Genomic DNA, 12,684 nt, shown 5'->3' on the forward strand with positions numbered 1-12,684 from the left:
CCTCCGACGGACTATTCCCCGCATCGCAACGCCGAAACGGTCGCCAGGCGCGCCGGCAAGTGTTCGAACGAGCCACGGTCATGCCTGTTCCACAACATGATTACGTCGCCTAACTTCGTTCACCGCGTCGATCAGTCTGAACCCGACGGCTTTCCCCAAAACGCCATCGGCTCGCAATCCGCATAAGGCATCTCGCCGTATTTCGGCCGGATGCTCCAGCCGTTCTGCCTGATCCTGGTTTCAACGAAGTCGCGCAATTGTTCGCCGCCCGACATCGGAAACTTGTCCCGTCCCGCCAGAGCTGCGGCCTTCAGGGACGGCCACAGCGACCCTGCCGGCTGACCGTCGCCATACATGTAGAACAACCGGGCCCAGGTCAGGCCGAAGGGACAGTCGGCTTGCAGGGCCTGCAATCGCTGCCGGAGGGTGTCCTTGGCGACGCCGTAAGGCATGGTGGGACGTGTCTCGGCTACGGCCGCCAGCGCCCCCGACTGCAAGCCATATTCGAGACAGGTGCCCGCAACCACGAGCGTGGAGAGGCCATTGCGGACGGCGTTCTCGAGCAGGGCAACGTGGCGCGGCAACTCGGTCTCGACGTGATATTGCGAGCGATATTTAGGCAAGCCGTCCCAGGCGAGATGCAGCCACACGTTCGCACGATGGAGCGTCGCAAAACAATCGGCCGATGGATCGGCGAGATCGAGCGGCAGCCATCGAAACTTTGCCGTATCCGAGCCCGCCGGCGCTCCGCCGGGCCGTCCGCTGGCAACGACTCCGGCATCGTGACGGCCAAGCTCGGTGAGCACGCGCCGACCGACAAAGCCTCGTGCGCCGGTAACAGCAACCTACATCAGACCGTCCACTGCAAGGGGCGTATCATCCCCAATGCCCGCTCAGACAACATCCAGTGCCGGCACCGCCGTGACAAAACGAGTGTCGGACAACCCCGCACTTCGCAACTGGCGCGCCGTTCCCCAAACCGAGGGTTGCGTCGCGTCCCGCTCGCTGGCACCACCGCACTACAAGCCCGTTGTTGGCCGAGCAAAGTTCGGGTATCGGGTTCCCTCCTGGCACATGCTCCGCAGATGATCGCGCGCCTCCTGTCGACCTTCTCCCGAAAGCACGCGAACCGGTACTCGATCGGCGCCGCTCTCGCCCTTTCGATGCAGATTGCCGGCGCCGCGCTGTCGTTGCTGGTCAGCTTCCTGCTCGCCAAGCTGATTGGGGCTGGGGATCTCGGCCTGTATTTCCTCTGTGTGACAAGCACCGAGATTTTTTCGACGATATCGCGGCTGGGGCTGGAGAATGCGGCGCTGAAGTTCATCTCGATCGCGCACAACTCCGCGGAGCCCGCAACTGTTGCTACAGTATATCGCAGATGCGTCGGGATCGCGGTTTTGTCGGCGGCCGTGATGATCCTGCCGGCCTGGGTGATCCTGAATTTCGCGCCGATCGGGACGAGCCAACATGACGAGTTTGTCTCGCTCATGCCTTTCCTGATGATCGCCCTGATCCCGGTGACGATCCTGTCGGTGCAGACCGAGTCCTTCAAAGCAATAGGACGCCCCGGGACTGCGGTCTTTGCCCAGACGGTGCTTCCACAGTCGATCATTCTACTTCTGTCGGTGAGCCTGGCCTGGAATGGCATGGCCACGATCCACTCCATCCTCGCATCTTACGCGTGCGCGTTCCTCGCTGCGGTAATTCTAGCCTTCTTTCGCTGGAAGATCAGCATCAAGCACATCTGGCAGAAGGCAAACTTCTCGACCGCGGTCCTGCTGCGCACCAGCCTGCCGATCTTGATCATCACGAGCCTCACTCTCGTGATGGCCTGGACCGACACGATCGTTCTGGGCATGCTGTCCACGACCGACCAGGTTGGCATCTATGGCATAGCGCTTCGCATATCGGCCACTGCCGCATTCGTGCTGATCGCGATCGGCAGCGTCGTCGCGCCGCAATTCGCAGCCCTTCATGCCAGCGGCAAGCATGCCGAGCTCGACGTGCTCGTCCGCCGGAGCTCGTTCTGGACGCTGGTCATTACGTCCCCGCTGGTGCTGATCTTCCTCGCATTTCCTGCGCAGATTCTCGGCCTCTTCGGCGAGCAGTTCGTGGGCGGCGCGTGGTCGCTCCGCCTGCTTGCGCTCTCCCAATTGGTCAATGTTTCGACTGGACAGGTCAATTCCCTGTTGATTATGACCGGCCACGAGAAGCTGCTGCGCAACAACATGATGTTCTCGGCCGCACTGAATCTGGTAGGCAATGTCCTGATGGTGCCGCTGTTCGGTTCGCTCGGCTCGGCGATGAGCACCGCCTTCGCGATATCGGTGATGAAGATCATTTCCTGGTGGATCGTTCGGCAAAAACTTCGGATCAATACCGTCGACTATCTGAAACTCTTTTTACCGACGTGACATCGACGGTCGCACAGGGCAAGCAAAGGCGGCAGAGACACATCATGCGCACCCCCGTGATCTTCATCGGAATGCATCGCTCCGGGACCAGCATGCTCGGACGCCTGCTGGAAGAACTCGGCATGTTCTTCGGCACAAGGAAGGACGAGAACAACGAGGCCTTGTTCTTCCAGGAACTAAACGATTGGCTGCTGACCCAGTGCGGTGGACGCTGGGACAATCCGGGTCCGTTCAAGGACTTCTTCTGGCACAGCGACGAGGCGGTCGGATGGACCGAGACCTATCTTCGAAATATGCTGGCAAGCCCGCGAGCCGTTCAGTTTCTTGGGGCGCGGCGATTGCTGGCGGGCGGGATAGTGAAACTCGACGAGCCATGGGGCTGGAAGGATCCACGCACCACGTTCACCCTCGGAATGTGGCTGAAGATCTTTCCAGATGCGAAAGTCGTGTCGATCGAGAGAAACGGCGTCGATGTCGCCCAATCGCTGCGTACCCGGGAGATCAAGATCCTCGAGGATGCGCAACGATACTACCAGCGCTATCGAGCGCTCTTTTTCGTCCGCCCGCGCCGCGCCGGCTTTGCGAATTCACCGCGCTGCTTGTCGCTCGAGAGTGCGTTCTCGCTCTGGCAGGAATATACGGCCGCGGCCGACGCCGCGGTTGCGGCCCTGCCGCGTGAGCGCACGCTGACACTGCGTTACGAGGAGGTGTTGAGCGATCCTGTCAAGTGGCTCACAGAGGTCGCCGCATTTTGCGAACTGAATGCATCCAGTGCCCGGATCAACGAGACGGTCACGAGCATTCGAGCGGACCGCGCTCAGGCCTACGAATCCGATGCCGAGCTCAAGAAGTTCGCGGCAGGTCATGCCGAAGCGTTGGCAGCCCGCGGCTACTCGATACCTGGTGCCTCGATCTAACCGCGGTGGGATCGGGAGAAATCGTCATAGTGCTTCGGGTTGTTGCTTCAGCGTGATCATCCCGCCCCTGCGCGTCAGGCCGGCCCGGCCCCGGTGCGCCCTATGAGTCCGTCCCTGATGCCCGAGAGGTATGCCTGCAGATAGGCAAGGCGGCCATCGACGAAGAGCGTCAGAACGGCGCGGCTGGCCAGTGTTCCCATCAATTGCTTCAGCGAATACAAGAACGGAACGTGAGGCTTCCGGAAGAGAAGAAAGCAATTCCTGATCTGGTAGTAGCAGCGCCGCGGCCCGTGGACCGAGATGCCTAGGGGGCCGACATCGAAATGGCGGCTGCCGATGGTGTGCTGCATGACCACGCTAGGGACCACATAAATCGGAACCCGTTTCTCACGGCAGCGGAGACACCAATCGCTGTCGACAAAATCGATGAAGTAATCCTCGTCGAACGGTCCGACGCTCTCGACCGCCCGGCGCGTCAACGCCATCCCGGAAGAGATCGATATATCAACGGGATAGCGCGTCTTTGCCTCAGGTCGATAGACACCCTTCGACCATCCGAATCGCCCAAGATGCTCGGCCGCTAACGGCATCCCGGTGGCCTCGTCAATGCAAAGCGGCGCCACGACCTCGGCGACCGAGGGATCGAGCGCACTAACCAGCGATGCGACAAATCCCGCTTCGACTTTCGAGTCCTGATCGAAGAACAGAAGGATTTCCACCCTCGCCTCGAGTGCGGCTTTCACGCCGACATTTTGCGCATGCGCGATGCCGGAGTTGTAGCCAAGTTGGATCAGTGTGCAGCCCTCGGGCATCCGGGTCGGATCGAACGACGGCGTCTCAGTATTATCAACGACGACGACGGCCGCGCCCTCGGCGACAAGATTTCTGCACAGCTCGGCCAACCGCGCGACGTCCGGCCGGTAGCTCACGATAATGCAGAGGCAAGTTGCCATGTTCGCGGATCGTCTCGAAGGCTTCTTCCGGGCGCTCAGGTCAGCCAGCTCAGGAGCGTGTCTTCAGGCGGGAATATTGGCTCCATAACATCGGTAGCACGAACCGCAGCGGAGACGCATTCAGCGCGGCAATGGCGGCAACCTTCGGAGATCGGAAGAGCTTCCCGACCTGATCGGGTGCACTCCTCATCAGCGAAGCACGGATCCGATCAGTCGTGACGCGATCAATTCGCTGGCCCGCCTCCGAGGCCTCGACTAGCGCCATGATCGTTGCATTGCGATGATAGGTCAACATGAAGTCCGGACCATAAGCTCGATAGACCTCGCTCGCCTCGGCATTGGTCTGGACGAAGTCGCTCAGAAAGTCCGTCAGCGAGGCAAGACCCGAAATGATCAGGCGCCAGAACGAGGGTAACGACGCCGACTCGCTCTCGGGATGCACCCGTACCGAAAAGTGTTCGCCTGGATCGCATGCCTTGCTTCCCGAGCCGACCAGCGCGAGCCACAACGCGTCGTCCGCAAAAGACAGCCGTTCGAACGGCGGTATTCCTCCGACGCGATCATAGTCTGCCGATCGCATGATGAAGCCGGTACCGAAGTTGTCGCGATTGAACGTAAAGCGGGCCTTAAGGTATTGAGCTGCGGTCTCGATCTCAGGCACAGGCACGCAGGAACGAACGGTTTTCCCCTGCGAATTGATCAAGCGACCGCCCGTTTGGTAGAGCGAGCTCTCCGGATAGCGCTCGATCAGGTTTTTGATGGTCTCGAGAAAATCCGGATCGAATTTGTCGTCGTGACCGATCAGCGTCATGTACTCGTGCCGTTCGACATGCACGGCACGGGCCCAACTGTCGACGATCGACAACGACACCGTCGAGGTGGAGATGCGAATACGCGGATCGTTCCTGCTTCTGAGCCATTCAACGGTCGCGTCCGTGCTGCAATTGTCGAGCACGATCAGGTCGAAATGTGGATAGGTCTGCGCAAGGATGCTGTTGACGCACTCTTCGACGTAGGGCCACCCGTTCCGGACCGGCAATATGACGCTAAACCTGATCAAAATTGGCTCCGTACCTTGCGCGCATCGCAAGTGGCCATAGCAGATGATCGACTGACAATGCCAGCACGACTCCAGCCGATCCACTACACGGACGCTGGAGGCTCTCCCCAGAATGCCATGGGCTCGTAGTCCGTGTAAGGTAGTTCGCCGTAGCTGGGCCTAATGCTCCAGCCGTTCTGCCTTATTTTGCTCTCGACGAAGTCGCGGACCGAGACGGGCTGCCCGGAACAGACATTGATCGGACCGCGGTCGGCCGGTGCGAGCGCAAGCCCGGCCAGGCGGCTCGCGACGTCCTCGACGGGGAGATAATCGCGCAGCTGCTCGCCGCCCGACATCGGAAACTCGCTCCGGCCCGCGAGCGCGGCAGCCTTCAGGGACGGCAACAGCGACGTTGCCGGCTGGTCGTCTCCGTACATATAGAACAGCCGGGCCCAGGTCAGGCTGAAGGAACACTCCACTTGGAGGGCCTGCAGCCTCCGGCGTAGCGCGTCCTTAGCGATTCCATAGGGCGTGGTTGGACGGGTGTCGGCACCCGGAGCAAGGGCCCCTGACTGCAATCCGTATTCGAGGCAGGTTCCTGAGACCACGAGCGCCGGAAGCCCGTTGCGCACGGCGCTATCGAGAAAGGTGAAATGACGCGGCATCTCGACGTCGACATGATACGACGACCGATAGTTGGGCAAACCGCCCCAGGCGAGATGCAGCAGGACGTCCGGACGATGCAAGGCTGTGAAACAGTTCTCCGGCGGGTTCGCCAGATCGAGCGACGCCCATTGCAGTCTCGCCATTGCGGGACCATTGGGGGAGCCACCAGGCCGGTAGCTTGCCACGACATCAACGTCTCTACGCGCGAGTTCGGCCAGTACGTGACGGCCGACAAATCCCCGCGCACCGGTGACGGCAATCTTCATCGAACCACCTCTCGCGGGATCTGCCTGGTCATCGCGCGCCGGATCAAACAATCTCGATCGCAGGAATCGCGGTGACGAACCGACCGGCGAACCCCGCTTGCCGCAACTGACTCATCACCTCAGATTTTAAGTTCCACGGCAAAATCACCACGTAGTCGGGCCGGTCGGCGAGCAGTCGCGCCTCATCCACGATTGGGATGCGGCTGCCAGGCATATATTTGTCCTGCTTGGCCGGATTGAGATCAACGACGTAGGCAATGAAATCGCGGCGAATGCCGGCAAAATTCAAAAGCGTATTGCCCTTCGCCGCAGCGCCGTAGGCGGCCACGCGTTTGCGCTGACGCTTCGCCTCGATCAGGAAGGCGAGCAAATCATCCTTCACCCTTTCCGCGCGCGATTGAAAACCGCTGTAGCCCGACGCGGAAGCGAGTCCGGCGGCGGACTCGCGCGCCAGGAGCTGAGCGATGCGGTCGGTGACCGCCCGGCTGCCGGAGGCCGCGCGTTGCGTGAACACGCGTAAGCTGCCGCCATGGGTCGGCAGCTCCTCGACATCGAACATGGCGAGCCCGTTGTGGCGGAAGATCTTCTCCAGCGCCGTCAGCGATAAATAGGAGAAGTGCTCGTGATAGATCGTGTCGAACTGGTTTTCTTCGATCAGCCGCAGCAGATGCGGAAACTCGAATGTCGCAACGCCGCCCGGCTTCAGCAGATTGGCGAAGCCCGCGAGGAACCCGTTGATGTCGGGCACGTGGGCGAGAACGTTATTGGCCGCCATCAGATCGGCCTGCTTACCCGCAGCCGCGAGCCGGGCACCGACCTCCGCGCCGAAAAACTCCTCCAGCGTCTCGATCCCCTTCTCGCGCGAGACGCGTGCCGTGGAGGCGGTCGGCTCGATGCCGAGACAGGGGATGCCGCGGCCCTTCACATACTGCAGCAGATAGCCATCGTTGGATGCAATCTCGACCACTCGGCTGTCGCGATCGAGATGGAAACGCCCCACCATGTCGGCAACATAGCGCTCCGCATGCTGCAGCCAGGTCGTCGAGAAGCTGCTGAAATAGGCATATTCCGCCGAGAACAACTCGCCAGCCTGCGCGAAATCCAGTGTCTGCGCCAGCCAGCATTGCTCGCAGACCATGACCTTGAGCGGATAGGTCTTCTCGGGCGCAAGCAGGCCTGCTGCGGACAGATAGGCGTTCGAAGGCGGCGAGCTGCCGAGGTCGATCAGTTCGAGCTTGAGCCTGGCAGCGCAGTGCCGACAATTCATGATGCTAATCCATCAAACGACAGCGGCAGCAAAGGATGCAGACGATCACGCTCTGACAACTCGGCCAACGGCAGCGGCCACGCGATGCCGACGCGCGGGTCCTCCACCTGAATCGCGCCCTCGCTCGCCGGAGCATAAGCGCAACTGTGAAAATAGAGCAGTTCGCTGTCCGGCATCAGCGTCTGGAATCCATGCGCAAACCCTTCTGGGATCAGCAAGGCGCGGCCATTGTCCTCGGACAGTTCCACACCGTGCCATTTGAGGAATGTCGGCGAGCCTCGGCGCAAATCCACCGCCACGTCGAATACCTTGCCGCGGATGCAGTTGACGAGCTTCATTTCCGAGTGCGGGGGGTGCTGAAAGTGCAGGCCCCGCACCGCCCCGCGCGCGCGGGTCAGGGTCTGATTGATCTGGGCAATGGCTTGGCTCCAGCCCGCCGCACGCAGCTCCTCGGCGCAAAACAGGCGGCTCAGGAAGCCGCGTGCATCCGCAAGCCGGCCGCGCTCGACGACTTTCAGACCGACTATCGGCGTGTCGAGGATGGCGAAGCGGCTCATGCGGACGGTCCTTGCGCAGCGACCGCCTCAAAATCAGCAATGTCCTGCAGGCAGAGGCGACGCACATCCTGCCCCTCCTCGCAGCGCCGATACCAGCTCAACGTCCGTTCGACCGACGTTCCAAGCTGCCAGCGCGGCGCAATGCCGAGCGTATGCCGGACCTTCGCCGTCTCCAGCGCAAGCCAGCCCGCCTCATGAGGACCTTGCTGGCCCCCTCCCCACGTCACCTCACCCTTGCCGTAGGTTTGCCGCGCGAGTTCCACCACGTGGCGGACGCTTGCCGCTTCGGACGTGTCAGGTCCGAAATTATAGGGGCCCGCGAGGTCGGGGTTCAGCCAAAGGCGCTCGGCCAGCCGCAGATATCCCGCCAGAGGCTCCAGCACGTGCTGCCAGGGCCGGAACGCATCCGGCCGCCGCACGATCAGCGACTGGTTCGAGCTCCAGGCACGCACCGCATCGGGGATCAGACGGTCCTCCGACCAATCGCCACCACCGATCACATTGCCGGCGCGGGTCGACGCCAGCGCCACGCCAGCGCTGGCAAGATAGGCATCGCGATAACTGGCGACAACGATCTCGGCGGCCGCCTTGCTGGCGCTGTATGGATCGTGCCCGCCCAGCGCATCCGTCTCCCGATAGGGATAGACGTGTTCGATGTTGCGATAGACCTTGTCCGTAGTGATTGCGACCACCACACGAACGGACGTCGTCGCACGAACGGCTTCCAGCAGGTTCGCGGTGCCCTGAACGTTGGTTGCGAACGTCTGCAACGGCTCGCGATAGCTCGTCCGGACCAGCGCCTGTGCCGCAAGGTGCAACACCACCTCGGGCTTGGCGGCACGAACTCGCTCCGCGAGCAGCTCGGCGTCGCGGATGTCGACCGAATGACCTTCGATCAGCTCATCGATACCGGCGAGTTCGGCGAGACTCGGCGTCGTAGATGGCGGCAGGCTGACGCCGATCACACGGGCGCCAAGCCGGTGCAGCCAAAGCGCGAGCCAAGCCCCCTTGAACCCGGTATGTCCCGTGAGCAGGACGCGCCGGCCGGCCCAAAATGAAGGATCGGGGTTGATCCGCCCGGTCATCTACCAGATCTTCCACGGCGCCTTGCCGCTCGCCCAAAGCTCTTCCAGCATATTCTTTTCCCGAAGCGTGTCCATTGGCTGCCAGAAGCCTTGGTGCGGATAGGCCATCAACTCGCCGCGCGCGGCGAGCTCGGTCAAAGGCTCGTTCTCCCAGGACACCTGATCGTTCGCTACGAGATCGATACAGGCGGGCGACAGCACGAAGAAGCCGCCATTGATGACGCCGCCGTCGCCGCGCGGCTTTTCGGCAAAAGCCGTCACACGGTCTCCCGACCGCTGCAGCGCGCCATATCGTCCCGGCGGAGTGACCGCGGTAATCGTCGCGAGCTTGCCGTGGCGGAGATGAAAGTCGATCGAGCCACGGATATCAACGTCGCTCAGACCATCGCCATAGGTAAAGCAAAACGCCTTTTCGTTCCTGAGATGGTCGGCCACACGCTTCAACCGGCCCCCGGTCATGGTGTCGTCGCCGGTGTCGATCAGCGTGACCCGCCAAGGCTCGGCCTTGCGCTGATGAACTTCCATATGGTTCTGCGTCATGTCGAACGTGACGTCGGACATATGAAGGAAGTAGTTCGCGAAATACTCCTTGATCACGTAGCCCTTGTAACCGCAGCAGATCACGAAATCGTTCACGCCATGCGCAGAATACAGCTTCAGGATGTGCCACAGGATCGGGCGGCCGCCAATTTCGACCATCGGTTTCGGTTTGACGGAAGTCTCCTCGGAAATTCTGGTCCCAAGGCCGCCTGCTAGAATAACGGCTTTCACGAGTGGTATCCGGTTTCCCTGCTATCGGGCAGGAAGTGGTTCAAATCGGCGCGGATTGTCAATACTGGAGCCCTAATCGACTGTTCTCGTCAATACACACGCCCGCCAGCCACTTTTTGGACCACCGCCGGCCTCAATCTTCCGGCTGGTGCGCGGCTACCCTGGGTTTCGATCAGCCGAAGCTGGGCGGCGCGGGCTTGTCGCTGTCCCAGTTCCAGGGATGAACCCAACTGAGCTTCTCCAAATATTGACGGTGGGCGGGGCCTGCCTCGCTGAAGTTCACTGTGCGATTGTCTGCAACGAGAAGGTTTTCCTGCTCGCCCACCCGGAATGTGGAAGACGATTTCCATTCCGGGATGCGATACACTCTGCCGTGCCGATCGATCACAACGGGCTGCAAGCCCTGCGACAGGATCTGCTTCGTCATCGAGTGACGCCCGCTCTCGAATCCGTAAGTATCGGATTTCGATTTGAAGCCTGGCAAGTCGAGAGCGAGGAAGCGAGCCCGGTCCATCATAAACGCATTGGTTCGCAGATGGGGGTTCGGAAATCGACCAAAGCGATAATACCTGGCTACGTAATCGAATGGCGCGGAGAGGTACAATCTGACAGCACGTCCCCTGCCTGCGCGAGCGTTGCCGCCATCAGGCGGCGCGTGCTCGACGGATTGATGCAGCTGCGCCGGCAAGCCCAGCATCCTTCGCACCAGGAAGACCATCGTCGCCTCCGGGCCGGCGGTGTTTGCGGCCCAGGAGCCCGTCGCACCGACCACACCCGCTTCGGGGCGGTCCAGGGCCCGGTCGAAATGTTCTAACCAGTTGTCAGCCAAAATCTCGCTGAACGTGTTGAGGAACAAGAGACGGCGATTGGCCACGAGCTTGGCCGCTTTCACGTATGAGCCGACGTCGAAGCCCTGGTCGTCGACTTCCACGGCGTTGATTGGTACGCCCGCAAACAGCGCCTTCGCCCGCGCCAGATTCTCCCGATCCGGAAACCCCTTGAATACAACTGCCAAGTCGTGATCTCGGCCAGCGGGATGACCAAGATAGCTCTCGAGGAATCGATGAACCGGCCGCTCTCCCTCGGCAAAGCGATAAAGATATATGACCCCTACATCCCGCACGGCAGTTCCTGTATCCGTCGATACGGCATCCCGCACCTTGCTGTTGACCTACACAAGAGGTGCACGATCGCCAACCCGATTCAGTTCTTGTCGGCGGTTTCTTCCGCCCGTATGTTCCGCCACGGACGATCGCAGAGGCTTGCATCAGCTCTCGGCTCTCGATTCCCAGCCACAACAGCGCAAGCCTTTGTGACTGACGGCTAGGACGCCGTCGTCGTTTCGGAGTCAGATGAAGACATTTCGCCGGTACTTGAACCGCAACTCCATTGGGGCTGCCAGCGTTTTTTCCGCGTTGGTTGCCGGTGCGGGATTCTCGTTCCTGTTCAATGTGCTGCTTGCCCGCATGATTGGCGCCTCCGGAGTCGGCCTCTATTTCATCTCGACGACCATCGTTGATATCGGGGCGACCGTCTCGCGCCTCGGCCTGGAGAGCACCGTTCTGCGCTTCACGGCCATCGCGAATGATCAAGGCGACCGGGCCAGCCTCGCGGCGCTCTACCGAAAGAGCCTGGGGTTGGCAGTGGGCGCCGCAATCATCATTGCCATTCCCGCTTGGTTAATCGTTTCCATGATCGGTCTCGGGGGAAACAGAGCCGGCGAACTGCGCACCATGCTTCCGCTGGTGGTTCTGTCATTCGCCCCCGTCGCCGTGCGCGCCATCCAGGCCGAATTCTACAAGGGAATTGGCGCTCCCGGGATCGGCGCATTGTTTCACTCGGCGCTGCCTCCGCTCGTATTGCTGATCGGGGGCACGGTTCTGTGGCACATCTCAGCGATCGATTTTCAGGACGTCGTGCTCGCTTACATTGCCGTGGCCTTCGCCGCGATGATCGCAGCCCTGGCGGCCTGGAGCCGCCGCATCCCCGGCATCTGGCGACAGCAAGGCACTTTCGACACACAGCTGCTGCTGCGAACCAGCCTACCATTGCTGTTGGTGAGCTTTGGATATCTCGCGATGAACTGGACCGACATTCTGGTTCTGGGCAGCTACGCTGACCCTAGTGAAGTCGGCTTCTACGGTGTGGCGCGCCGGCTCACAATCTTAACCACGACTTTTGTGATGGCGTCCGTGAACAGCGTCGCAGGGCCGCAGTTTGCGGCCCTGCACGCTCAGCGTGCCGATGCGGCACTGGCACGGCTGGCGCGTCAATGCACATTCTCGATGCTGGCAGCCACGCTGCCGGTCATACTGGCTCTTCTGATTTTTCCGGAAATCGTTCTGGGACTCTTCGGTCCACAGTTTGAACAAGGAGCTTGGCCACTCCGCATCCTGGCACTTGGACAATTGGTCATGATCGCAATTGGACCAGTCGAAACCCTGCTCATCATGACCGGCCACGGCAAGCAGATGCGCAATATCATTGGAGCGACGGCTATCGCCAACATCGTCGCCAATCTGCTGCTGGTTCCGCTGTATGGAGCCATTGGCGCGGCCTGCAGCACTGCTTTCTGCCTCGCCGCGATGGATGTCGCTTGCCTGTTGATGGTTAGAAAAAAACTGAAGATTACGACCTGGGGCGCCCGGTTCTGACGACCGCATGGCAAACGGCATTCGCCTGCTGCCCCCAAAATGTCGGGAAATATCCAGCAACAAGGAGCCGAAGGAAATTTGACGGACGAAGGCCC

12 protein-coding genes are annotated in these 12,684 nt (G+C 61.0%); 3 read left to right on the forward strand and 9 right to left on the reverse strand.

The features are described 5' to 3' along the window. Positions 1 to 131: 131 nt before the first annotated feature. On the reverse strand, positions 132 to 806 hold the full coding sequence (locus ACLFLU_RS29190) for an NAD-dependent epimerase/dehydratase family protein (protein ID WP_426408197.1): 675 nt from the start codon (positions 804 to 806) through the stop codon (positions 132 to 134). Between ACLFLU_RS29190 and ACLFLU_RS29195 the strand changes: the two genes are divergently transcribed. Together ACLFLU_RS29195 and ACLFLU_RS29200 are read left to right on the forward strand one after the other, a co-directional pair. Continuing rightward, on the forward strand, positions 783 to 2,414 hold the full coding sequence (locus ACLFLU_RS29195; protein ID WP_426408198.1) for a flippase: 1,632 nt from the start codon (positions 783 to 785) through the stop codon (positions 2,412 to 2,414). The two genes, ACLFLU_RS29190 and ACLFLU_RS29195, sit on opposite strands and share 24 nt — an antisense overlap. Next, the gene (locus ACLFLU_RS29200) at positions 2,348 to 3,331 is read left to right on the forward strand and encodes a sulfotransferase (protein WP_426408199.1); all 984 of its coding nucleotides are present in this window, start codon (positions 2,348 to 2,350) and stop codon (positions 3,329 to 3,331) included. The genes ACLFLU_RS29195 and ACLFLU_RS29200 overlap by 67 nt, the downstream gene beginning before the upstream one ends. A 74-nt stretch (positions 3,332 to 3,405) precedes the next feature. Here the strand turns inward: ACLFLU_RS29200 and ACLFLU_RS29205 are convergent, their stop codons facing one another. From ACLFLU_RS29205 to ACLFLU_RS29240, 8 genes are all read right to left on the reverse strand, one after another. After that, complete coding sequence (locus ACLFLU_RS29205) at positions 3,406 to 4,284, reverse strand: hypothetical protein (RefSeq protein ID WP_426408200.1); 879 nt, start codon at positions 4,282 to 4,284, stop codon at positions 3,406 to 3,408. A gap of 49 nt (positions 4,285 to 4,333) precedes the next feature. Next, complete coding sequence (locus ACLFLU_RS29210; RefSeq protein ID WP_426408201.1) at positions 4,334 to 5,428, reverse strand: glycosyltransferase family 2 protein; 1,095 nt, start codon at positions 5,426 to 5,428, stop codon at positions 4,334 to 4,336. After that, a complete protein-coding gene (locus ACLFLU_RS29215; RefSeq protein WP_426408202.1) occupies positions 5,428 to 6,255 on the reverse strand; it encodes an NAD-dependent epimerase/dehydratase family protein in 828 nt (275 codons plus the stop codon). Before ACLFLU_RS29215 ends, ACLFLU_RS29210 begins: the two co-directional genes overlap by 1 nt. Before the next feature lie 43 nt (positions 6,256 to 6,298). Beyond that, positions 6,299 to 7,522 carry a methyltransferase domain-containing protein gene (locus tag ACLFLU_RS29220; protein WP_426408203.1) on the reverse strand — a complete coding sequence of 408 codons (1,224 nt, stop codon included), beginning with the start codon at positions 7,520 to 7,522 and terminating at the stop codon, positions 6,299 to 6,301. Continuing rightward, positions 7,519 to 8,079 (reverse strand): dTDP-4-dehydrorhamnose 3,5-epimerase family protein, encoded by a 561-nt coding sequence (locus ACLFLU_RS29225; RefSeq protein WP_426408204.1) that lies wholly within the window; start codon positions 8,077 to 8,079, stop codon positions 7,519 to 7,521. The genes ACLFLU_RS29220 and ACLFLU_RS29225 overlap by 4 nt, the downstream gene beginning before the upstream one ends. Beyond that, positions 8,076 to 9,164, reverse strand: a complete 1,089-nt coding sequence (gene rfbG, locus ACLFLU_RS29230) for a CDP-glucose 4,6-dehydratase (protein ID WP_426408205.1) — start codon at positions 9,162 to 9,164, stop codon at positions 8,076 to 8,078. Before rfbG ends, ACLFLU_RS29225 begins: the two co-directional genes overlap by 4 nt. Next, on the reverse strand, positions 9,165 to 9,935 hold the full coding sequence (gene rfbF / locus ACLFLU_RS29235; protein WP_426408206.1) for a glucose-1-phosphate cytidylyltransferase: 771 nt from the start codon (positions 9,933 to 9,935) through the stop codon (positions 9,165 to 9,167). 172 nt (positions 9,936 to 10,107) lie between these two features. Continuing rightward, positions 10,108 to 10,950, reverse strand: coding sequence for a hypothetical protein (locus ACLFLU_RS29240; protein ID WP_426408207.1), 843 nt, complete (start codon positions 10,948 to 10,950; stop codon positions 10,108 to 10,110). 337 nt (positions 10,951 to 11,287) lie between these two features. Here ACLFLU_RS29240 and ACLFLU_RS29245 point away from each other — a divergent pair, with 337 nt between their 5' ends. Next, a complete protein-coding gene (locus tag ACLFLU_RS29245; protein WP_426408208.1) occupies positions 11,288 to 12,589 on the forward strand; it encodes a lipopolysaccharide biosynthesis protein in 1,302 nt (433 codons plus the stop codon). The last annotated feature ends 95 nt before the right edge of the window (positions 12,590 to 12,684 follow it).

Origin of the sequence: Bradyrhizobium ganzhouense (genome assembly GCF_049949285.1) — a bacterium.
In the GTDB taxonomy this organism is placed as follows: Bacteria; Pseudomonadota; Alphaproteobacteria; order Rhizobiales; family Xanthobacteraceae; genus Bradyrhizobium; species Bradyrhizobium ganzhouense.